The organism is Clostridium mobile, from assembly GCF_018918285.1.
In the GTDB taxonomy this organism is placed as follows: domain Bacteria; phylum Bacillota; class Clostridia; order Clostridiales; family Clostridiaceae; genus Clostridium_AW; species Clostridium_AW mobile.
Map to the genome: position 1 here is coordinate 442583 of NZ_JAHLQF010000001.1, position 23592 is coordinate 466174.

Genomic DNA, 23592 nt, shown 5'->3' on the forward strand with positions numbered 1-23592 from the left:
TTATTATTATATTAATACCTATGTTTTATGTATTAACTGCATATTAATAGATAGGAATATTAGAACCACTTAGTTATGAGATAAATCATAATTTATAAGTTAAAATTTAAAATATATAGCCTGCAAAAGCAAACTTTTGCAGGCTATTCTTTTAACCCTCGTATCCATCGTATCCATCGTTCTCAGTTTCAAAAATGCTATCATTTATTGCTTGACTCTCTATAGTCTGAACCATATTACTGCTACTAAATTGTCCTTTAGATTTGTGTCCCTTTTGGTTATAATTCTTTCTATTTTCGCTTTTTACTTCCTCTCTACTTTTCACTTGAATTCCTCCTCAAAGTTATTGATTATAGACTTATATTTCCCTCATAAACTGTTCTTTATCCTAGTATAATAAAAGGGATTTGATAATAAATATCAAATCCCTTTATATCTAATTAAGAAATAGCAATTATTTGATTTGTGTTAAATAATGCAACTGCACCTGTTTGAGATTTAAGAGATGACCTTAATAATAATATATGATTTCTATTGAGTTTAGTTATAGATATCTATAGTTTCCTTTATACCTTCTTCCATAAGCTTTTCATCTATACTTCCGTATCTATACATGCTCTTTAGTACAATTTCTTGTCTCTTTTTTGCCTTTGTATAATATTTGCTAGGTTCATAACTACTTGGAGCCTGAGTTAACCCTGCTAACATTGCACATTCTCCTAAACTTAACTTCCAAACTTCTTTATTAAAATATTTTTTACTAGCCTCTGCTACTCCATAGGAATTTGCTCCATAATATACTACATTCAAATACATCTCCAATATTTCATCCTTACTATACTTATCCTCTATTTTTAATGCTAATCCCAATTCTTTTATCTTTCTTATATAAGATTTTTCATTAGTTAGAAATAAATTTTTTGCTAATTGTTGTGTTATGGTACTTCCACCTTCTTTAATTTCCCCTTCTTTTAAATTAACAACAGCGGCTCTTCCAATAGATCTTATATCAAAACCTCCATGAGTATAAAATCTTCTATCTTCCACAGCAATTGTTGCATTCTTAAGATATTCAGGTATTTTATCTATTCTAGTATAATTAGGCATATTACTAGATAACTTTTCTATTAAGTCATCTTGCATAGAAAAGTTATTATTGCTGAAGTTTAAAAAATATATATTATAGGAAAATACAATAATAAGTATTAATACAATTATTTTTTTTATTTTTCTCATACATAACTCACCTTTTTTATAAATCTATACTTATATATTATAAAAAAGTACAGGATTTCACCATATTTTTATCTTACAAAAGCTATGTTTATTATTACATAATTGTAATAATTCCAATATATAAATAAAAACCCACAATCCACCAAAATAAGTGATTGTAGGTCTTTTATATTATGCCTCATTAACTTCATAATCAAATGTATCGTCCTCATCTTCTATATCTAATCCTCTTTTTACAAAGAATATTCCCGTTAGTCCCGATATTATATCCGATAATGGATAAGCAATCCAAGCTCCTAGGGTTCCAAACATCTGCATTAATATCAATAATAAAGGTATAAATACAACTATTTGCCTAAATATAGATAATAAGAATGATGATTTAGCTTCTCCCATTGCTTGATAGTAGTATATTGCAACATAATACACACTTACTATCGGGAATACTAAAATTACAATTCTAAATATTTTTGCTGCATCATATAATATTGCACTTTCATTTACAAATAAGCTCATTATATTTTGGGAGAATATAAACATTCCTACCCAACAAATAAGGGATGAGATTACAGCAATCTTTATTGTACTAATTACCACATCTTTAACCTTCTTATAGTCTTCTCTACCAAAATTGAACGCCGCTATAGGTTGCATAGCTGAACTTATTCCAATCAATGTTATGAACAAGAACATTGACACTCTAGTTACTAAACCAAAAATAATTACTGATTCTTCTCCACCATAAGTTAATAGTAGATTATTTAGTATAAATGCCACTATGGCATCAGAAATTTCTATTATAAAGGTTGAAAATCCAACACTTACTATCGATCCTACAATTGCTTTTTCTAAAGTAAATTGAAATTTAAGATTAAATCTAGTTCTTACTTTTTTATTAAAATAATAATAAGCATATACAAAGGAACCCATTTGTGATACTACAGTAGCAATAGCAGCTCCTTTTACTCCCATATTAAAGTGAACTACTAAAATATAGTCTATAATAATATTAGCTATAGCACCTAAAGAGGTGGCTTTTAAGTTTATTCTTGTATCTCCTAAGGCAGTCATTATATGGCAATAAACAACAGTTAAACACTGAAATATACCACCAAATATTACTATAGAAATGTAGTCTTTCGCATAAGGAAATATACTACGACTTGCTCCTAAATTTAAGATTATTTTATCCCTAAATATATAAATGAAAAATGTTAAGGCTAAAATTATTGAAATGATCAAACTAATAGAATTCGTTATTGAATTTTTAATTTCTTCTTCATTCTTTTCTCCTAAGTGTCTAGCAACGGATGTATATACACCTACTGCTACCATAAGACCTAATGCTATTATCAACCTTTGTATAGGGAAAGCTACTGTTAAACCTCCAACTGCCATAGGACCAATAGTTCTTCCTACATAAAGGGTGTCTACCATATTATATAATTCTCCTACTAGCAAAGATATAATAGACGGTACTGCAAATTTTAACAACAATTTATTAGTACTTTTTTCATAAAAAATACTACTACTACTATTCATAAAAATCCTCCTCGATTTAAATTAATATATAATGCTTTAAGAGCCACACCCTCATTTCTACTTTCACCTTCTTTTCTAAGTCTTATAATATAAGTATACATACTTTTTGTACAACCTTCATTCATCAATCTACCTAGTATAAAGTATAACTTTAAGTATTTCTGTAGATTGTTTTTTTCTGTAAATATAAAAAAAGCACCTTGTTAAAAGTGCTTTTGTACTTTTTGCAGTATAATTAGTACCGCTCCATATCCCTCAACTTTTGCAACTATATTATAAATAGGACTTTTTCTGCTATAGGACAGGCCTATATAGGGATTGCTTGTAGTTTTAAAAAGATTTATTTCATCATAATTTATCTGCTTTGGCTTACCCATGCTTACCCAATTGTTATAAGCAGAACCCTTTTTCTCATTAATTTCATATTTTATAACCTTATAATCGCAAGGTAATCCTTCAAAGTTTATTGAATATTTATTTTCTATAGTACTTTTGTCCTTTTTGAAGTTATAATAAATATTATCTAAGTTTTCTTCCTTCAAATTATCCTTAATGGTATATAAAAGTATTTGAATCTCTTCGTCTTTTTCAGTTATTATATATCCTTCACCTTTTGATAGTACGTTATCTCCTAATTTAGATAAAAAATAGTAAGCGTAATAGGAAGGTTTTTTTATACCCTGTATATTAACTAATCCATTACATCCAAAAAACACTTCGTTATCTATAATTTCCTCACTATTAAATTCATCTATGATATAAAAATTATTATTTGTAAATTTATTATCTAAGTTTCTTTGTATTAAATATGGGAGCATAAATGGACTATCATGAATTTTATTATAACTAGGTTTTTTAATATCTTCTTCTACTACCTCTAAACCGTAATCTATTAAATACTTTTTCAACTTATCTTTGCTTTCATCATCCATATTGTGATCTAAATAAAACTTCCATTTTTCTAATTCATAACTACTATAGATGTCCTCGAAATAGTCTAAAAATGAATAAAATGCTACGGAATAGTCTTCTATATATATGGCAGGTCTTAAGTCCATATCCAGTAAAGATTGAATGACTTCTTTTATTTCCCCCCAATAATAGAATTTCCTATTTTCTTTTGAAATAACATCCTTTAATAAAACGTAGGAAAAATTGATATCCTCTTTCATTCTCTTTAATATTTTTTTATTTTTTTCTTTAAACAATTTACTTACGCTACCTAATACAAATAAACTCTCCCAAGGCTTATCTAAAGTTTCTTCTGATGATAATACCACATCTATCCTATTTATCTTTCCTTCATAATTGAATCTTAGATAGTCTTGTAAATAGTAAGAAACCTCTTCTAAGGCTTCCTTTATAGGATAAGCAGTAAATTTTTTCATCTGCATAAATTTTTCTTCATCAACCTTGTATTTTTTTCTATATTGCATCGGAGTGCACTTATAGTGTTTTTTAAAATGTTTATTAAAATATCTAGTATGAGAAAAACCTAAGTCTTCTGATATCTCTGATATTGTTTTATCCGTATCTAATAATAATTTTATAGCTTCTTCAACTCTAGTTAGATTTAGAAAATCATTGAAGCTATAGCCTACAGTGTTTTTCATACTATAAGAAAGATAGTGAGAACTTAAGTACTCTCTTCGCGCAATATCTTGTAAGCTTATTTTATTATTATAGTTTGAATATATATATTTAATTATTCTGTCGTATCTCTCAAATTGCTCCTCATTTTCTTTTAAGCTCTCTTCATCATATATTAAATAATGAAAGTTATTTATAAGATGATATAAAATATCAACTAAGGTATCCTCAATTACATCTTCATAATCTTCTCCCCTTTGAGCTATTTCACAAAGAAGTATACTCAAATAGCTTCTTAACTCTTCATATTTGGCATGCTTTTGAACATCCTTTGCTGAGGACTCCGTATAGAAAAACATATTTTCTATATTATAATATTTATTAAAAAATGAGGTGTCAATTTGAAATATAAGTATTCTATTGTCCTTATCTACACTGGTAATACTGTGCGCTTCATCAAAGTTTATGATTTCTAGTTCGCCTTCATTTATTATATGAGTTTCTGTTTCAATATTTATTTTAATCCTACCTTTTAGGCAATATATTATTTCCATACAATCGTGCCAATGAATAGGATATTCAATAATATTAATATAAGATACATTTATAGGTATATTAGATAAAAAGTCTACATACTCTCTTCTCATAATTTCCCCTCTTTTAGTATTTCCATCTATAGTGGCCATCTACTTTTAAATTTTTATAATTATAAAGAGTTTCTCTGGCATGGGGATAGTAATTATGGATAATATACGGCACTCCATTCCTATCCCTTTTATCAGAAACTATAACCACATGTTCATATGGCTTATACATAATAATTATATCACCGGGTTGCCACTGCTTTAAATTTTCTACATCTCCTGGTATTATTTCATTAGTCAAACTTTCTGCATTGTTCTTAAAAAACACATCTTGATTAGGAACTCTTCTAAAATCTATATTGGGCTCTGGCTTTCCTTGAACTCTCCAATATAGTTTTGTGTTATTTTTAATATCTTCATCTATAAGCTCTTTCAAGTTTACTTCTATACTTTTAAAAGCTCTCCATATAACATCAGTACACACGCCTTCTGAATCTGGAGGGTAACCTCCATTATAATATGCATCTACATATTTAGTTTTATTCTTAGCCTCTTCTCTGGCACCTTTTACAATATCTAAAGAATCTGGTATACCATTGTTATTTCTATCTACTTTAGAATATTCTTCAGGTACAACTACCCTTTTTCCTAGCATTTGTTCTATTTTAATAATTAATTTTTGTACATCATAATCCGCAGTTCTTAAAAGTAAGAATCCAAAAATCAATAAAAATATTGGTATTAATAAAAATACTCTTTTCTTACTTCTTTTCATAAATTACCTCTTAATTATTAAATTTTAATAATAGTTTTTCTAAATAAGTTCTTATTATAGCCATAATTGGTACTCCAAGTATCATTCCTACAGGACCATACAGTCCCCCGCCTAATGTTACGGCAAATATTACAGCAAAGGGTTTTAATCCTACCTTGTTCCCTATAAGTTTAGGATCTAAATACCATCCATCAAATTGCTGGAGAAGGAATAAAAAGATCAATACTACTAGTGCTCGTATTGGACTAAAGAATAGGTTAATAATACTAGCTACTACCATTCCTATAAAAGGTCCAAAATAAGGTATCATATTAGTTATTCCAACTATTAAAGCTATTAGCAATGCGTATGGAGACTTTATAATATACAAGCCAACTAAAGCCATTATTCCTATAATTGTGGAGTCTATAGCCTTAGTTCCAATATAAACTCCTATCATGTTGTGTAAATTAGAAATAAACTCCAAGGCTTTACCTGCATTTTTCTTCCCTAAGATGGCATGCAAAATTTTTCTTGTCGTTTCTAAAATACTTTCCTTGTCCGCCAAAATATAAATAGAAATAATAAAACCAAAAACCCATTTTACAAAGTAGTTTGTAAAAGATACCGTTTTGGATAAGAAGGAATTTAATATACTTGCAAAAATACTGCTGCCCTTTGATATTATAAAATCAGTTTTTAATTCTATATTACCTGTAGAATAAAGTATATTTTGTATCCTTTCATCTTTAATTAGTGTATCAAAATAATTTTCAGCTATTTTAGTAAATTCAGGTATGTGTTTAATTATATCCATTACACTATTTATGATTCTAGGCATTAAATAAGATGAAAAAATCCCTAACATTAAAACTATGGTTATATAGGTTATTAAAATACTCTTCCCTCTAGTAAGCTTGAACCTTTTTTCTAGAAAACTCATCAATGGATTTAATACGTAAGCTATGATAAAAGCATATATAAAGGGAGATATTATGTTGAAAATTCTATTAACCCATGTAAAAAACAGTTCATAGTTGTCTACAATTTTAATTGATATCATTATAGTTATAACTATTTTTATTATATCTAGATACTTTATTTTGTCTTCTTTAAACAGCTGCACCTATACTCCTCCTTGTGGTATTCATATGTTTTCTAAATTATAACACTTATTACCACGAGAGACCATTAACAATTTATTAAATTTTAATGGTCATATCATGAAATTAATAGCTGCATATTTTATACTAAAATATAGTTAATCATATTGTTTAAAAAGATTATATATTATATTTTCCAATATATTTGGAACTAATGAAAATGAATATGATATATTAACCCTTTCAGAATGTTTGTGGAAGTCCTTACCGAAGCCACCTAGAACCACTGAAGGAATATTTAACTGTGATAGCTCTCTAACTGGCATATAATAACACTCGTTTATCCCGATGATATTAGAAACAATATTACTTAAATTATTTAAATCTTCTACTCCTGTATAACTCATATCACATAACCCCATATAGTAATGATCTAGTTCTATATCTGTTTTCAACTCTTCTTTTGAAAATCTGACCCCATCTTCAATAACCTTTAGTAAAATTTCGTCTTCTTTTTTAGATAAACTTAAGTGTTTATTAGGATAATATGGTGGAGCAAATCCAATTATTATACAAGGAGCTTTGTCACTATACTGAAGATAGGTTTCTTTCATTATATTAATAGCTATGGTTTGCAAATCTTTCTTTTCTTCTCTCCAAAGCTTAATTTTCTCTTTAATAAACTCTTCGAATTTTTCTCCTTTTTCCTTCAAAACCTCTTCATATACTTCTCCAAAATTTAAAACCCTAGGTTCAATTTTTTCTCTAATATTATTACTTTTTGAAATAACATTGTACTTTTCAATATTTTCTTCAACAATATTAATAGCATTATCAAATGCCTGATAAGCCAATTTTTCTAGTTTGTCCATTAAGTCATCTACAGATAAATTTAATGTTAATATATTATAATAAGAGGCAGCCATTAAAGGAGTTTGAACTGAGTATAGTTCCTTTAAATCTGTAGACTTTAAACATATAGGTGGTGGAGTTATATCTCCTCTGTCCTCATCACAAAAATCTGGGTTTAATTCCAATAATCTATTTAATTCTGAAGCTAAAAGATTAGGGTTTAAACCTGTATAGGATTCATAAACATGAGTTTCTTTTCCTACAAATAAGAATAAAGGCATTACTTTCCCTGATGTACCTAGATATATCCTTTTCTTCTCTTCTCCCACTTCCTTAGGTATACAGCATTCTGTAACAAAAAGACCTATATATTCTAAGAAATACTGCTTTTTTAATGTCAATAGATGAGGAATGGCTCCTAACATTCCTTCAGAGTTGCTTTCTTCTCCTGGTACTGCTAAAAATAATAAATTTCCTTCAAAATCATCCCTCTTTGAGAGTTCTCTTAATATTTCTATACCTAAAGAAAGTCCAAATTTCATATCAGCAGTACCTCTTCCGAATAGCCAGTCCCCCGATTTTAAATCCTTCAATGCTTCCTCACTTAATGGAAGTTCATCAATTTTTTTCATTAATTCTAAAGGTTTAAAAGCTAAATCCTTTAAATGTCCATAATCTTCTACATCTACCACGTCTAAATGTCCAGTTAATACTATGGTATTTTTAGATGGTTTTGAGCTGCAAAATAAAGCGCTTACAAAATGCCTTTTTAAAGGATCCCCTTCTATTTGCAATATCTGAAGTTTTTCTTCATTATTATTAAAGTAATCTATTTCACTTATAATATCATATATTTTATTAGCAGTGAGATTCTCATCCTCAGTTCCGGATATTCCCCTCACTTCTACTAATTTTAAAAGTGTGTCCATTATTTTATCTTTTATATTCATACATATACCTCCAAATTATAAATAAGTATATTGTTGATTAGTCATAAACATTTTATATGTTTCAAGGCTAGTTGTCTATAATTTTTCGATCAAATCCTGGGAATTAACATTAAACTTGGAATTATATGGAATATTATATTCATCACCATTTCATTTTCCTATTAAATCTAGCAATTTAAAATGATTCTTCATTATTTGTTATATATGTGTTAGTAAAATAACTAAATAAATTTCTATATTTATTAACTATAACTATAATTATTTTCTTAGAAAAACTAAAAATTCATAGGAAACATGGAAATTAAGTAGATTATATGCATTTTATATGATATTATAGTTCTGTTTGCGCAAATTTATGACAATTTTATAGTAAAGGATGAGTGTAAATTGAATAAGAAGACCGTGAAAGAAGTGCTATCCATAGCTCTCCCTGCAGTAGGTGAAATGTTCCTTTATATGATGGTTTGGGTTTTTGATACAATGATGGTAGGTAAATATGGTGGACAAGTTGCCGTAAGCACTGTAGGACTTTGTTCTGAAATAATGACAGGAATTGTAAACATTTTTATTGTTTTAGGTGTCTGTGTAGGCGCTGTATCCTTAGTTTCTAGAAATTTGGGGGCAAATAAGTTTGATTTAGCAGAGGAATATGCTTCACTTTCTCTTGTTATAGGTATTATATTATCTTTAGTAATTTCTAGCTCTGCTTTTGTATTTGCACCTAAAATTTTATCTTTCGCTGGAGCTAAAAACCAAGTATTAAATATGGGAGTAATATATTTAAAAATAACTTCCATAGGTTTATTTTTTAATATGATTATGAACGTTCTAAACTCTATATTAAGAGGAACCAAAAACACTAAAACTCCACTAATTGCTGCTGCAATCATTAATGTTATAAACATATTTCTAGATTGGGCTATGATATTTGGTAAGGCAGGTTTCCCTGAATTAGGAGTTAAAGGCGCAGCAATAGCCACTTCCTTCTCCCATATAATAGGTTTTTTATTTATTTTTATATATACTTTTAAATATTCTAAAATAAAACCTAGATTTAAATACATAAAAGATATGTCCTTAATAAAATTAAAAAGTCTAGTTAAACTAGCCATTCCCTCTTCTTTACAAGAAGCAGCCTATAGCTTAGCTAGAATATGGGGAATTTTTATGGTGATGGGTTTAGGAGAAACCGCTTTTGCAGCAAATCAAATAGCTACTACTATTGAATCCATTTCTTATATGCCCGGAACGGGGTTTGGAGTAGCTTGTACCGCATTAGTTGGACATAAAATAGGTGAGAAAAATTTCAAAGAAGCTAATGAATATGCTCATACCTGCGCTATTTTAGGGCTTATTTTTATGGGACTTTGTTCCATTATGTTTTTAATATTCCCTAAATTTATAGTTTCATTATTCATTAGTACGAGTGAAGTTGAAGTTATAAAACTAGGTGCTCTATGTCTTATGATAGGTGCTGTGGAGCAGCCTTTTATGGCCTTATATTTAGTTTACGGCGGAGCTTTAAAGGGAGCTGGAGATACCAAAACTCCATTCTATATTGCCCTTATCGCCGCTTGGGCAATTAGGATTCCATTAATGTTATATTTCATAGGATACTTAAAAGTAGATATATACTACAATTGGTGGATTACAGGCGCTCAATGGGCCTTCCAAGGACTTGGAATATATATGCTCTTTAAGAAAAGATTTTTAAAGTATGCTAATAATCATGACAAAGCAATTAGTCTTAGCGCTTAATAGAAAAATTACAATACAAAGCTAGTTATATCGAAAAGATAATTCAGGTATCTAAAATTAGTTTTTCATTTATAAGTTTCCATAAAAATAATTTAGATTCCGAAATAGAGAGCTAAGTACATAGTGACGTCGCTTCAAAAAAAGGCACTTTTTCACTATATGCTTAGCTCTTTTTAATCTATCCTCCTAAATAGGTTTTCTTTACATTTTCATCTTTTAGAAGATCACAGCCTTTTCCCTCTAAAGCTATCTTTCCTGTTTGAATAACATAAGCTCTATTAGCTACTGATAATGCCATATTGGCATTTTGCTCAACTAGAAGCACGGTTGTTCCAGACTTATTAATATCTTGTATTGTTGAAAATATTTCATCTACCATAATAGGTGCAAGCCCCATAGATGGTTCATCAAGAAGTATTAATTTAGGTCTTAACATTAAAGCTCTTCCCATAGCAAGCATTTGTTGTTCCCCACCACTTAAAGTACCTGCCATCTGAGTTCTTCTTTCTTTTAACCTTGGAAATTTTTCAAATATTTTCTCGTAATCTCCTCTGATTTCTGATTTATCTTTTCTTATAAAAGCCCCCATCTCTAAATTTTCCATAACAGACATATTAGCGAAGATCCTTCTTCCTTCTGGAACATGAGCTATTCCCATTTTTACTATATCTGACGCTGAACTACCTGTTATATCCTTATCTATATATTTTATAGCCCCCTCTTTTGGTTTTACTATACCTGATATTGTTTTAAGCATTGATGTTTTGCCAGCCCCATTGGCACCTATCAAAGTTACTATTTCCCCTTCTTTTACTTCTATTGATAAGTCCTTTAATGCATGAATTGCCCCGTAATATACGTTAATTTTATCAAGCTTTAACATGCTGCATTCCTCCCAAGATAGGCTTCTATAACCCTTGGATTATTTATAACGGATTGCGGCTCCCCTTCAGCTATTAAAGTTCCATAATCAAGTACAGATAGTTTATTACATATATTCATTACTAAGGACATATCATGTTCAATTAAAATAATTGTGAGTTCATAATTACTTTTTATCCATCTTATTAATTCCATAAGCTCTCTTGTTTCATTTGGATTCATTCCAGCTGCTGGTTCATCTAATAGTAAAAGGCTTGGTTTTGAAGCAAGAGCTCTTACAATCTCTAAGCGTCTTTGTTCTCCATAAGGTAAATTTTTAGCAAGTTCATCTTTTTTGTGATCTAAGCCAAATTTCTTTAAAAGTTCTAAGGCCTCATTATAAACTCTCTTTTCTTCCTTATAAAAAGAAGGAAGTTTAAAAAAGCTAGCCAAAAGTCCATATTTAATATTTTTATGAAAACCTAGAGTTACATTTTCAATAACAGTCATGTTTTTAAACAATCTTATATTTTGAAAAGTTCTTGCTATACCATAATCAGTTATTTTATACGGCTTTAAGTTATTAAGATGTGAATCCTCAAAACAAATCTTCCCGCTAGTTGGAGTATACATACCAGTTAATAGATTGAAAAAGGTAGTTTTTCCCGCTCCATTTGGACCTATGAGTCCTACAATGTCCCCCTTATCAATCATCATATTAATATTAGTTACGGCTTTTATACCCCCAAAACTTTTTGATAAATTATCAATTGTTAATACTGCCATTTAATTTTCCTCCTTTCTTAAATAATTTTCCCTTACCTTCATATTTTCCTAAAAGACCTTCAGGTCTATATACCATAATTAAAAATAATATTACCGAATAAATTACCATTCTAAGCTCAGGAATGTTTTGAAGGAATAAAGATATTATAGAAAGTGCAACGGCTCCAGCAACAGAACCTGCAATGCTTCCCATTCCCCCGAAAACTACTATAACCAAAATATCTACAGATTTCATAAATCCAAAATTATTTGGCTTTATGAAGTAGAAGTAGTTTGCATAAAGAGCTCCTGCTATACCTGCAAAGAATGCTCCTATTACAAAAGCAAGCACCTTGTACAAAGTAGTATTTATTCCCATGGCTTCTGCTGCTATTTCATCTTCTCTAATGGATATACAAGCTCTTCCCGCATAGGAATTTATAAAGTTCTTTATTAAGACAATGGTTCCTACCACCGCAAAATAAATCCAAGTCCAGGTAGTATACTGAGGTATATCATTTAATCCACTAGCTCCTCCTACATAATCAAAGTTCAGTAAAATTATTCTTACAATTTCACTAAAGCCTAAGGTAGCTATAGCAAGGTAATCTCCTTTTAACCTTAATGTAGGTATTCCTATCAATAGGCCTGCGAAGGCTGCACATATTGCAGCTATAATTACTGAGATAAAAAATGGATAATTTAGTTTTGTGGTCATAATTGCTGATACATAGGCTCCAACAGCCATAAAAGCTGCATGTCCTAATGAAAATTGCCCCGTGTATCCTGTTATTAAGTTTAAGCTAACAGCAAGTATAATATTAATTCCAATTAGCACTAAGTTTAATAATATATATGAATCTATAACTCCAGCACTTATAAGTCCTTGAGATAATACATATAGTGCAATTATTGAAATAAAACTTATTATATTTTTTTTACTAAACCAATTCAAAGTATCCCCCCCTATACCTTTTCCTTTACATTTTTACCTAAAAGCCCATTAGGTTTTATTATTAAAACTATAATTAATATGGCAAATGCAACTGCATCCTTATATAGTGAATTTCCATAGGCACTGACCATTGTTTCTGTCAATCCTAAAAACATTCCGCCAAACATTGCACCAGGGATGACGCCGATTCCTCCTATAACTGCTGCTACAAAGGCTTTGAGTCCCGGTAACATACCCATTAGAGGATCTATTGAATTGTAATATACTCCAACTAAAACTCCTGCGGCCCCTGCAAGAGCTGAACCAATTGCAAAAGTATATGATATTGTGTTGTCCACATTTATTCCCATAAGTTGTGCTGCTTCTCTATCGTGAGATACAGCCCTCATAGCTTTACCTACTTTAGTCTTATGAATGATATATTGAAGTAATATCATTAGTAAAACTGTTATTACTACTATATAGACATCTTTGGTATTCAATAATACTTTCCCACTAAATAAGCTTATTTGTTTTCCTTTTAAAACTTCTGGGAAAGTTCTTGTTTCCGCTGATACAAAATACATTGTTCCGTATTGTAAAAATAACGATACACTTATGGCTGTTATAAGAGCAGCTATCCTTGTAGAATTTCTAATAGGTTTATAAGCTACTTTTTCTATAATAACTCCAATTAAGGAACATGCTAACATAGATATAAGAAGTGCCGGTATAAAGCTCATATGAAAAATTGATGTCATTGCAAATCCTACATAAGCTCCTAACATGTATACATCACCATGAGCAAAATTTATTAGATTTATAATTCCATAAACCATAGTATATCCTAGTGCAATAAGCCCATATATACTTCCAAGGGAAACTCCATTAATTAACTGCTGCAAAAACTTCTCCATTGAATCACTTCCTTTTCTTAAAATTGAAGGGGTAGGAGGGGAAACATCCCCTCTTTATACTAAATTTTATGGTTCTTGCTTCTTTAAGAAAGTTGGTTCCCCATCCTTTACTTCTAATATTGTTATAGATTTTACTGGGTTGTGGTTACTATCAATGGAGAAGGAACCAGTTATTCCTTTGAAATCTTTTGTTGATGCAAGTGCATCTTTTAATTTTTCTTTATCTGCTTCTCCAGCTCTCTTTAATCCATCGGCTACAAAATAGGCAAGATCATATCCTAAAGCATTAAAAGCATCTGGTTCTTTGTTGTATTCCTTTTTAAAAGCATCTTTAAATTTTACAACTTCTTCACTAGTATCTTTTGATGAATAGTGATTTGTATAATAAACTTTATTTAAAGCTTCTTTTCCTGCAAGTTCTAATAACTTTGGAGAATCGTATCCGTCTCCACCAAGAATCGGAACATTTAATCCTAATTCTCTTGCCTGTTTAACAATTAGTCCTACTTCTTCATAATATCCTGGTAAATATAATAAATCTGGATTTGAGTTTTTAATATTTGTTAAAACTGCTTTAAAATCCTTATCTTTACTCTGATAAGCCTGTTCTGTTACAATCTTTCCTCCTAAGCTTGTATAGGTTTCTTTAAAACTTTTAGTAAGACCTTTACTATAGTCACTTGTAGTGTCCATAAGAATAGCCGCATTCATAAGCTTAAGATCCTGAGCTGCAAAGTTTGCAAGTATTACTCCTTGGAAAGAGTCACTAAAACAAGTCTTAAATATATATTCTCTTACCTTCCCATTACTATCTACAGTAACATCATCAGCTGTTGATGAAGCTGAAATTAACGGAACCTTGTTTTGTGTAGCTTGAGGAATTGCCGCTTTAACACTACCAGATGTTGCAGGTCCTAAAATTGCTACAACCTTATCTCTAGTTGCCAGCTTAGATGCCACATTGGCAGATTCTGCTGTGTCTGATTTATTATCTGCTTTTATGAGTTCAACTTTCTTTCCTAAAACTCCACCGGCTTCGTTCATTTCTTTAAACGCAAGTTCAATTCCTGCAACCAAGCTTTGTCCATATGTGGCAACTTCATTTGAAAGTTCATAATTTAATCCTAATTTTATAGTATCTCCTTTATCTCCACTTTTTTTATCTCCACTTCCACTACATCCTGCAAATAAGGATGCTGTCATTAACAACGCCATAAATAATGATAATTTTTTATTCATAATATTTCTCCTCTCTTCTTATACAATTCTTTCTTCTCTTAATCAAAATATCTATAATATCATCTTCATCCAGACCACTGACTAGCCCCAACAGAATCGCCCCCTTTTCATTGTTGTATAAAAAAAAGCCTCTATATGTATGACAATACATATAGAGGCGTATTCTTCGCTGTACCACTCTAATTCGTTACTGTTTTATAACAGTAACCTCATTTAAGGTTCTTTAAGTAAACCCTGCACTATAACGTAATGCAAAACGGTAATGACCTACTATTATTTCAGCCACACAATTCAGGAGTGAGCATTATATATCTATTAGCACTAGGCTTCCACCATCCCCAGCTCTCTTTAACTAATTTTCAGATATTTTTCTTTCCATCATCATTGTTAAAATTTTTAATTATATGTGTATGTTAAAATGGATTATATATCTATGCATAAATATAATTTCTTGGTAATAATTTCACACTGCAAAAATTATTATATACACTGTAGCACACTGAAATATAAAGGTCAACAGACTTTTTTAATGTTCTATTATTATAATTATTGAACTGTTAATTGCATCTATATACATAAATAATTAAACAAAAACTTTCTTCAATCCGGATTTTTGCAAGTTTTCCTTCTTCGCTTGTTGCAGTTTTTTCACTGGCGAATGTTAAATTTCCTCATAACTTTCAAATTTAAATAGAATTTGAGTTAATTATCTATTGAAATTGATTACATCTGATCATTTTGATAAATTTACTTCATAAAATCTAATTAAAGTGTATTTATTAATTTACGAAAATGAAAGTTGAATTATATAAAATCATATGTTCTTATTGAGAATACATTTGTTTTTGACGAAATTTTTCTTGCATATTTCCTTATCAAGTCAAATTTATGTAATGTTTTCACTATTAATCTCCCCATAGTTTTGTGATGTTCTTGAAGTTGTGTACGTTCTATGCATTGGAAATGCTAGATTTGCTAAAATGAAACTTATCTATCATAAATTTTAGGTAAATTTATAAAAAGCTAATATTTTTTAAAAGTTTTTTACTTGATTAGATATTTAGTATGTATTTTAATCAATAAAAATCTGTAAAATATAAATGTGAGAACAATTTAGGGATACGACAAATAAAAATGTTATATAATGCTTCTTATGCTGTCTCGCTTCAATAAGAACTTCTAAAATTTATTTTATAAAATAAAGCTCCCTAATGCTGACAAACTCCCTTCGGTCAAACATGTGCAGCATCTTAACGGCATCTTTTTAAAATAAATCAAGAATTTCTAAATTTTGCTCAAACGCATAGTCCACATTACATAGCATTTTTAAGTTTTAGATAATGAAATTTTAAAAATCAATGTTTGAGAGACTAATTTGAAAATATATTTGTAAAACATAAAGGAACTGAGGTGCATAGTTGGAGGAGCGCCTTTTTTTGAAGCGACGTCACTATGTACCTCAGTTCCTAATTTGGAATACCCATTTATTTTTGTAGAAATTTATAAATGTGAACATAATTTATATATACGACAAATAAAAATGTTACATAATGCTTCTTATGATGTCTCGCTTTAATAAGAACTTCTAAGATTTTTAATCAAAAAACTTCCTAGCAATATTAACCCCTTCTTTTGCATTCTTAGCATAGAAGTCAGCATTTATCATATTAGCATATTCTTCGTTTAACACAGCTCCACCCACCATAACCTTGCAGTTAGCATCATTCTCTTTTAAATGTCTAATTGTCTCCTCCATGCTTTTTACTGTAGTAGTCATAAGTGCACTTAAACCAACTAATTTAATATCATTTTTTAATACAACTTCTAAAATTTCTTCTTTATCCACATCTTTTCCTAAGTCAATGATATTGAAGCCATAGTTCTCTAAAAGAGTTTTAACTATATTTTTACCTATATCATGTACATCACCTTTTACCGTAGCAAGCAAAATTGTACCTTTACTTATTTCATTTTTGTCTTCAAGAATAATTTTTTCCTTTATAGCCTGAAAGGCTTTTTTTACAGTTTCTGCTGATTGAATAAGCTGAGGTAAAAATATCTCTCCCTTTTCATATTTTTCTCCTACTATATCTAAAGCTGGTATTAAAAAACTTTCTACTATCTCTAATTCTTCCTTTTCATCAAGTAATTTTTTTGTAACAGAATAAGCTTCATCTTTAATACCATTTACTATAATGTCTTTTAAATTTTTTTCTACCTTTTTAATATTTTTAGTTTCACTTACTATTTCAGAGTAATTACTTATATATTTTTCTCCGTTAACATCCTCATTATTTAACACTTTAAAAGCATTTATAGAATCAATCATATCTTCTTTATTTGGATTTATTATTGGTAAATCCAATCCTGCATAAAGAGCCATATTTAAAAAACTCCTATTTAAAAGCTCTCTATTAGGCAATCCAAAGGATACATTAGAAACTCCTAATGTAGTTTTTACCCCTAGTTTTTCTTTTACCATTGTTAATGCCTTTAATGTTTCTAGCACTTCCTTTTGTTGAGCTGATGCAGTTAGGGTTAGACAATCAATAATTATATCTTCCTTTTTTATACCATATTCTAAAGCTCTATTAACAATTTTCTCTGCAACTTTAAATCTTTCATCCGCAGTTTTTGGTATTCCTTTTTCATCAAAGGTTAATCCAACTACCATGGCACCATATTTTTTTACTAGCGGCAATACTTTAGTTAAGGATTTCTCTTCACCATTCACTGAATTCACTATAGGCTTTCCATTATATATTCTAAGCCCCTTTTCTATTACCTTAGGGTCGCTAGAGTCTATTTGAAGTGGAACATCTGTTACGCTTTGTATTTCTTTTATAACCTTAACCATCATCTCTTCGCCATTTATTTCTGGGAGACCTACGTTAATGTCTAAGATATCTGCCCCGTCCTCTATCTGACTTATCCCTTCTTTTAAAACATAGTCCATGTCACCCTTTTTTAGAGCTTCTTTTAATAGTTTTTTTCCTGTGGGGTTTATTTTTTCTCCTATAATTTTAACGCCATCTATGAAAACAGACTTTGAAGGAGTGCATATACCTGAAAATGATTGTACCTCTCTCTTATTTACCTCTTTACCTCTAAGAAGCTTTGACAATTCTTCTATAAAAGTATCATCAGTACCACAGCAACCACCTACTATACTTACTCCTTTTTCTACCATAGATTCTGCAGCTCTACAAAACTCTTTTGGAGTAATTTTATATAAGGTCTTACCACATTGTACTACAGGGAGCCCTGCATTAGGCTGTATCATTACAGGTATATTAGAATATTTTAATATTTCTTCTACTATAGCTTGAAGCTCAATTGGCCCAAGAGAACAATTTACACCTAAAGCATCTACTCCAAGCCCTTCTAATGTCATAACCATGGAAGAAATGGTGCAACCTGTAAAGGTTCTTCTATCCTTTTCAAAGGTCATAGTACAGAAAACTGGAAGATTGGAGTTTTCCTTAGCTGCAAGTATGGCTGCCTTGGCTTCATGAAGATCTGACATGGTTTCTATAAGAATTAAGTCTACTCCGTATTTTACTCCAGCAATAATTTGATTTTTAAATATATTGTAGGATTCTTCAAAGCTTAAAGTACCCATGGGCTCTAAAAGTTCACCTATTGGTCCAATATCTAAAGCTAATAAAACTTCACTATCTCCTATGGCTTCCTTTCCATTATCTACAGCAGCTTTTATTATCTCTTCAATAGAATATTTAGCATCTTTAAGTTTTTTCTCATTACATCCAAAGGTGTTAGTAGTTATAATATCTGCCCCTGCATAAATATATTTCTTGTGTATATCTATAATGGTATCTTTTTTTTCAATATTTAAAATTTCAGGAATTTCTCCCCTCTTAAGATCACTTTTTTGGAGCATAGTCCCCATAGCTCCATCAAATATTAAAAGCTTTTTCCCTAGCATTTCTTTAACCTTCACAACTCTCACCAATCCTTCTATAAGGACAATTGCCATAGCTAGAACAGCTTTGACAATCTCTTTTTTTAATTTTTGTCCCCTTTTGTATTATTCCTATTATGGCTGTTACAGACTTTTTCGGTGTTAACATATTACCCTCAGAAGAGGAAATACCAATGTTTTTAAATGCATCTATTAGATTTAATAAGTCTTTTTGTATATCCAGCCCTAAATCCCCATATCCTGGACTATACCTCCAAGTAATGTCCCCACTTTGGGAGCAATATTCTTTTTTTATCAGCTTTTCTATAAAGCCGCATCCTTCTTCAATAAAAGCAGTAGCCACTGCATTCATTATCAAAGCCTTAAACATATCAACTTTTTGATAATAATTTATTTTTTTATCTACCTCTACCCCTAAAGTAGCCCCCATTATTACGCACTTATTTGATTCCTTTAAATGGGATTTTATATCTTCTCCCTTTAATATAGTTCCGCAGTCCTTTAATAATACTCCATCTTCTTTAATTTCTATATCAAATATATCGTATATAAATCTAAATCTTACTATGTCTTTTAATTCTTCTCTTATCTTATATAATTCCTTCTTAATATCTTCTCCACTATTATTTCCAGCTCCTAAATACCTTAATATTTCTTTTTCATCACCTATAAAATCATAGTCAATCATTAATTATCACCATATATATTTAAGTTAAATCCTTTTTTTAATACATACTTTGCGTATTCTTTAGCTCCAAATAAGGATAAATCCCTATAGTTTCCACACTGTAAATCATTAGCCGCTGGAACTTCTTCTGCCACTATAATCTTCTTCAAAGATTCTTCTAAAGCTTTTTTTATTTCTAAAGCTTCCCTATCTCCCCACAAAGTTAAATAAAACCCTGTTCTACAGCCCATTGGTGATAAGTCTATTATCCCTTCTAAATCTTCTCTTAAATATCCAGCAAGTAAATGTTCTAATGCATGGATGGCTCCTGTTGGCATATCTTCTTTGTTTGGTTGAGTGAATCTTAGGTCAAATTTTGTTACAGAGTCACCTTTTTCTCCATTTAATACAGTGCATTTCCTTACATAAGGTGCTACAACTTTTCTATGATCTAATTGGAAACTTTCAACTTTTTTCATAATATTTCCTCCTAAGTTTTGCTTTATTCATTTATAGATTTTATTATAGAATTTACATTTTCTAAAATTTTCTTTGCCACATATGGATTATTCATGGTATAAAGATGTATTCCTCTAACTCCACTAGAGAGTAAATCTACTATTTGCTCTACTGCATAAGCTATACCAGCATCTCTTAAAGCTTCTTTACTATGTTCATATTTACTAATTATTTTTATAAACTTTTCTGGTATAGTAGCTCCACACAATTTACTAATAGTTTGAATTTGTCTTTTATTTATTACAGGCATAATTCCCGCTTCAATCGGCACATTAATTCTTGCTTTAGTAATTCTGTCTAAATAATTATAAAAAATATTGTTATCTAAAAACAACTGCGTTATTAAATAATCTACTCCACAATCTACTTTTTCTTTTAATCTTATTATATCATCATGTAGATTTTCACATTGAAAATGTCCTTCTGGATAACAAGCTGCTGCTATACCAAAATCTACTTTTTCTTTAAGATAACCTATTAACTCATAAGCGTATTTAAAGTCTCCTTTCGTTTCTCCGCTTTCAGGAATATCTCCCCTTAAAGCTAGTATGTTTCTTACATTATTTTCATTTAGCTTATTAATTATTTCATCTAAATTATCTTTGGTTGAATTTATACAAGTAAGATGTGAAAGAGATTCAACACCATATTTATTTTTTATTAGTGAAGAAACCTCAACAGTTTTATTATCCCTAACACTTCCTCCTGCACCATAAGTGACACTTATGTAATCCCCACCTAAACTACTTATTTCTTCTAGTGTATCATATATTTTTTCTATTGGGGTATCCCCCTTTGGCGGAAAAATTTCAAATGAAAAAATCACTTTCTTATTATTAAAACTATCTATAATCTTCATTAACATTGACCTCCTTTAATCACCTAATGTATTGCATAACTTTTGGCATGGACCATAAGCATCCTTTGATATTTTGTAGTTCATTAATAATTAGAAATAAATAAAATAGCCTAAAGGTATTCCTTTAGGCTATAAATTTCGAACACCCTTATCTTCCAGCTTACGCTGCAGGATTTAGCACCTTGTATGATTTCCATACGGTTGCCGGGTTTCATAGGGCCAGTCCCTCCACCACTCTTGATAAGTTCTATTAAATTATTCTAATTATATTATAAATTTTTAGAAATGTAAATAAATTATTTAGTTAATTATTACTAATCATTATTTCAATCTGATCCTTTGTTACAGGCTTGCTAAAATAATACCCCTGGACTAAGTTACAATTTAATGCCTTTAGAACAGATACCTGTTCCTCCCTTTCCACTCCTTCTGCTACAACTTTCATATTCATTGCATGAGCTAACTTTATTATACCTCTTATTACAGCTTTCCCATCTTCATTACTAGGTATTATATCTACAAAAGATTTATCAATTTTTAATATGTTAACAGGCAACATAGCTAAATAGCTTAAAGAAGAATATCCCGTACCAAAATCATCTAAAGCTATAGTAAATCCTAAGTCCTTTAACTCATTTAATATTTTCACACAATGATCTACATTGCTCATAAGTATGCGTTCCGTTATCTCTAATTGTATATTCTTAGGTGAAACTTTTGTCTTATCTACCAAACTCTTCATTTTTTCAATAAAATCTATTTCTTCTAATTGTTTAGCAGAAATATTAATAGCGACTTTATGAAAATTATAGCCTCTTAACGCCCATTCCTTTACTTGATAAAATATACTTTCTAGTACCCAATCTCCCAATTCTATAATAGTATCTGTTTCTTCGGCAATTGGTATAAATTCTCCAGGTGATATCCATCCATACTTCTTGCTCTTCCATCTAATTAAAGCTTCCAATCCTATAATTTTGTTTAATTTTAAATCTAATTGAGGCTGATAATAAATACTGAGTTCCTCTTCATTAAGCCCTTCTTTTAGCATTTTTTCTATTTCTGATTTTCTAACTATTTCATCCTCCATGGTAGGATGAAAAAAAATATATTTATTCTTACCCATCACTTTTCCTTTGTACATTGCAGTATCAGCAGCCCTTATCAAGTAATATAATTCCTTGCCATTATCAGGATAAATAGATATACCCATGCTAGCAGAACTATATAAAACTCTCTCCTCTATATTAAAAGGAGTTTTAAATATATTTTTTATTTCCTCACAAAATTCAACAACCTGATTTGTATCACTTATATCATATAAAATTATCAAAAATTCATCCCCAGCAGTTCTAGAAATACTAATATTATCATTAGCCAAATTTTTAAATCGATTAGCTACATCTATTAAAAATTCATCTCCATAATTATGTCCTAATGTATCGTTTATCTTTTTAAAATCATCTAAATCTAAAAATATAATAGCAATTTTTTTATTCTTTAAGTTATCATCAATAAATTTTTCATTAAATTCTTTTATAAGTAAATACTTATTAGGCAAATCTGTTAAGAAATCATAGTATGCCATACGAGTTATATCTTCTTCCTTTTCTCTTATCTCTTCCTGTAATTTTTTTAATTCTTCTATATTTTGATTTTTATTAAATATTTTTATTTCTATTATCAATAAAATTATTGCAAAAAATAAACTCATAAACGTATTTGTTATAACTTTTTTAATTAAGTACTTTTTATAGCTGTTATTTCTACTTATATTAAGTGTCCATTGCATATTTTTAATTTGAATTTTTTCATTATGATGGTAATCATCATAATTATTACCTATAGTAAAAAATTCCGCACCCTTTGCATCAAATAATCTAATACTATATTTATTCAATATATTCTCCGGTATATGTTTCATAAGAAACTTATTTAAATCCACTACTAAAACAAAAAATCCATTAAATACGTTTTCATTAAAAATGGGATATCTTATTACCATTCCTTTAGTCTTATAATCTAAATATTTTAATTCATATGGATCATTTATAATTACTTTCTTTTCATTTATGGCATCCTTTACATACTTCTCAACATCTTTTCTATCCTTTAGAGACCTTCCTAAAGTACCTTCATTACCTTCTAAGGGATACACCATATCCGTTATTGTCTCTTCATTTTTATGTTGGATATATAGAATATCTGGAAAATTATCTAAATAGTACTTTGATAGTGTATCAAATTTTTCTTTGCTAATATTGCCATCTAAGTCCGTGTTATAATCTGAAGCCATTAAAATAGATATATTAACATTTATAGCATCTTCAAGTTTATGGGACAGATCTTTTGCAATTAAGCTTAAATTTTCTTTATATTTCTCCATTCTATGGTTATAATATTTAAATTGAAAAAAACATATAAAAATCAAGAATATGAGTAGCTGAAATATTATTATGTTTCTAAATCTCTCAAACCCTTCTTCTATCTTCATGATATTTAATATCTCCTTAAAAATA

Annotated in this window: 18 protein-coding genes, 1 riboswitch and 1 other annotated feature; of the genes, 1 reads left to right on the forward strand and 17 read right to left on the reverse strand. The window is 29.6% G+C overall.

What is annotated here, in order from left to right:
* Window positions 1-151: 151 nt before the first annotated feature.
* From KQI86_RS02295 to KQI86_RS02325, 7 genes are all read right to left on the reverse strand, one after another.
* Window positions 152-325: a hypothetical protein gene (locus KQI86_RS02295; protein ID WP_216437541.1), complete on the reverse strand. Its 174-nt coding sequence runs from the start codon at window positions 323-325 to the stop codon at window positions 152-154.
* Between the two features lie 215 nt (window positions 326-540).
* Window positions 541-1236, reverse strand: a complete 696-nt coding sequence (locus KQI86_RS02300; RefSeq protein ID WP_216437542.1) for a transglycosylase domain-containing protein — start codon at window positions 1234-1236, stop codon at window positions 541-543.
* A gap of 171 nt (window positions 1237-1407) precedes the next feature.
* Entirely contained in the window at window positions 1408-2778 is a 1371-nt protein-coding gene (locus tag KQI86_RS02305) for an MATE family efflux transporter (RefSeq protein ID WP_216437543.1), read from the reverse strand.
* A 203-nt stretch (window positions 2779-2981) separates the two neighbouring features.
* Window positions 2982-5015: a helix-turn-helix domain-containing protein gene (locus tag KQI86_RS02310; protein WP_216437544.1), complete on the reverse strand. Its 2034-nt coding sequence runs from the start codon at window positions 5013-5015 to the stop codon at window positions 2982-2984.
* Window positions 5016-5028: 13 nt separating this feature from the next.
* Complete coding sequence (locus KQI86_RS02315) at window positions 5029-5727, reverse strand: DUF1287 domain-containing protein (RefSeq protein ID WP_216437545.1); 699 nt, start codon at window positions 5725-5727, stop codon at window positions 5029-5031.
* Between the two features lie 10 nt (window positions 5728-5737).
* On the reverse strand, window positions 5738-6832 hold the full coding sequence (locus KQI86_RS02320) for an AI-2E family transporter (RefSeq protein WP_343216128.1): 1095 nt from the start codon (window positions 6830-6832) through the stop codon (window positions 5738-5740).
* Between the two features lie 135 nt (window positions 6833-6967).
* Window positions 6968-8611: a M20/M25/M40 family metallo-hydrolase gene (locus KQI86_RS02325; RefSeq protein WP_216437546.1), complete on the reverse strand. Its 1644-nt coding sequence runs from the start codon at window positions 8609-8611 to the stop codon at window positions 6968-6970.
* 339 nt (window positions 8612-8950) lie between these two features.
* Between KQI86_RS02325 and KQI86_RS02330 the strand changes: the two genes are divergently transcribed.
* Complete coding sequence (locus KQI86_RS02330) at window positions 8951-10369, forward strand: MATE family efflux transporter (RefSeq protein WP_281417213.1); 1419 nt, start codon at window positions 8951-8953, stop codon at window positions 10367-10369.
* A 178-nt stretch (window positions 10370-10547) separates the two neighbouring features.
* On the opposite strand, the gene KQI86_RS02335 is transcribed toward KQI86_RS02330, so the two are convergent.
* The 10 genes from KQI86_RS02335 to KQI86_RS02380 all read right to left on the reverse strand — a co-directional run bounded on the left by KQI86_RS02335 (window position 10548) and on the right by KQI86_RS02380 (window position 23567).
* Window positions 10548-11252: an ABC transporter ATP-binding protein gene (locus KQI86_RS02335; RefSeq protein WP_216437547.1), complete on the reverse strand. Its 705-nt coding sequence runs from the start codon at window positions 11250-11252 to the stop codon at window positions 10548-10550.
* Window positions 11246-12016 carry an ABC transporter ATP-binding protein gene (locus tag KQI86_RS02340; RefSeq protein ID WP_216437548.1) on the reverse strand — a complete coding sequence of 257 codons (771 nt, stop codon included), beginning with the start codon at window positions 12014-12016 and terminating at the stop codon, window positions 11246-11248. Before KQI86_RS02340 ends, KQI86_RS02335 begins: the two co-directional genes overlap by 7 nt.
* Window positions 11997-12950 carry a branched-chain amino acid ABC transporter permease gene (locus KQI86_RS02345; protein WP_216437549.1) on the reverse strand — a complete coding sequence of 318 codons (954 nt, stop codon included), beginning with the start codon at window positions 12948-12950 and terminating at the stop codon, window positions 11997-11999. Before KQI86_RS02345 ends, KQI86_RS02340 begins: the two co-directional genes overlap by 20 nt.
* An 11-nt stretch (window positions 12951-12961) precedes the next feature.
* Entirely contained in the window at window positions 12962-13846 is an 885-nt protein-coding gene (locus KQI86_RS02350) for a branched-chain amino acid ABC transporter permease (protein ID WP_216437550.1), read from the reverse strand.
* 66 nt (window positions 13847-13912) lie between these two features.
* Window positions 13913-15085, reverse strand: coding sequence for an ABC transporter substrate-binding protein (locus KQI86_RS02355; protein WP_216437551.1), 1173 nt, complete (start codon window positions 15083-15085; stop codon window positions 13913-13915).
* Window positions 15086-15235: 150 nt separating this feature from the next.
* Window positions 15236-15476: a binding site (T-box leader), on the reverse strand.
* A gap of 1203 nt (window positions 15477-16679) precedes the next feature.
* The gene (locus KQI86_RS02360; RefSeq protein ID WP_216437552.1) at window positions 16680-19046 is read right to left on the reverse strand and encodes a homocysteine S-methyltransferase family protein; all 2367 of its coding nucleotides are present in this window, start codon (window positions 19044-19046) and stop codon (window positions 16680-16682) included.
* Window positions 19036-19716, reverse strand: a complete 681-nt coding sequence (locus KQI86_RS02365; protein ID WP_216437553.1) for a vitamin B12 dependent-methionine synthase activation domain-containing protein — start codon at window positions 19714-19716, stop codon at window positions 19036-19038. Before KQI86_RS02365 ends, KQI86_RS02360 begins: the two co-directional genes overlap by 11 nt.
* A complete protein-coding gene (locus KQI86_RS02370; protein WP_216437554.1) occupies window positions 19716-20174 on the reverse strand; it encodes an S-ribosylhomocysteine lyase in 459 nt (152 codons plus the stop codon). The genes KQI86_RS02365 and KQI86_RS02370 overlap by 1 nt, the downstream gene beginning before the upstream one ends.
* 23 nt (window positions 20175-20197) lie before the next feature.
* A complete protein-coding gene (metF, locus tag KQI86_RS02375) occupies window positions 20198-21073 on the reverse strand; it encodes a methylenetetrahydrofolate reductase [NAD(P)H] (protein WP_216437555.1) in 876 nt (291 codons plus the stop codon).
* Window positions 21074-21218: 145 nt separating this feature from the next.
* Window positions 21219-21320, reverse strand: a riboswitch (SAM riboswitch).
* A 57-nt stretch (window positions 21321-21377) separates the two neighbouring features.
* Window positions 21378-23567 carry a bifunctional diguanylate cyclase/phosphodiesterase gene (locus KQI86_RS02380; protein WP_216437556.1) on the reverse strand — a complete coding sequence of 730 codons (2190 nt, stop codon included), beginning with the start codon at window positions 23565-23567 and terminating at the stop codon, window positions 21378-21380.
* Window positions 23568-23592 lie beyond the last annotated feature (25 nt).

What these genes read in the sequence shown, in the direction of transcription:
- KQI86_RS02315 (WP_216437545.1), bottom strand. Translation starts at nt 5,727, where the DNA reads ATGAAAAGAAGTAAGAAAAGAGTATTTTTATTAATACCAATATTTTTA.
- KQI86_RS02335 (WP_216437547.1), bottom strand. Translation starts at nt 11,252, where the DNA reads ATGTTAAAGCTTGATAAAATTAACGTATATTACGGGGCAATTCATGCA.
- KQI86_RS02355 (WP_216437551.1), bottom strand. Translation starts at nt 15,085, where the DNA reads ATGAATAAAAAATTATCATTATTTATGGCGTTGTTAATGACAGCATCC.
- KQI86_RS02350 (WP_216437550.1), bottom strand. Translation starts at nt 13,846, where the DNA reads ATGGAGAAGTTTTTGCAGCAGTTAATTAATGGAGTTTCCCTTGGAAGT.
- metF (WP_216437555.1), bottom strand. Translation starts at nt 21,073, where the DNA reads ATGAAGATTATAGATAGTTTTAATAATAAGAAAGTGATTTTTTCATTT.
- KQI86_RS02365 (WP_216437553.1), bottom strand. Translation starts at nt 19,716, where the DNA reads ATGATTGACTATGATTTTATAGGTGATGAAAAAGAAATATTAAGGTAT.
- KQI86_RS02305 (WP_216437543.1), bottom strand. Translation starts at nt 2,778, where the DNA reads ATGAATAGTAGTAGTAGTATTTTTTATGAAAAAAGTACTAATAAATTG.
- KQI86_RS02340 (WP_216437548.1), bottom strand. Translation starts at nt 12,016, where the DNA reads ATGGCAGTATTAACAATTGATAATTTATCAAAAAGTTTTGGGGGTATA.
- KQI86_RS02370 (WP_216437554.1), bottom strand. Translation starts at nt 20,174, where the DNA reads ATGAAAAAAGTTGAAAGTTTCCAATTAGATCATAGAAAAGTTGTAGCA.
- KQI86_RS02300 (WP_216437542.1), bottom strand. Translation starts at nt 1,236, where the DNA reads ATGAGAAAAATAAAAAAAATAATTGTATTAATACTTATTATTGTATTT.
- KQI86_RS02380 (WP_216437556.1), bottom strand. Translation starts at nt 23,567, where the DNA reads ATGAAGATAGAAGAAGGGTTTGAGAGATTTAGAAACATAATAATATTT.
- KQI86_RS02310 (WP_216437544.1), bottom strand. Translation starts at nt 5,015, where the DNA reads ATGAGAAGAGAGTATGTAGACTTTTTATCTAATATACCTATAAATGTA.
- KQI86_RS02325 (WP_216437546.1), bottom strand. Translation starts at nt 8,611, where the DNA reads ATGAATATAAAAGATAAAATAATGGACACACTTTTAAAATTAGTAGAA.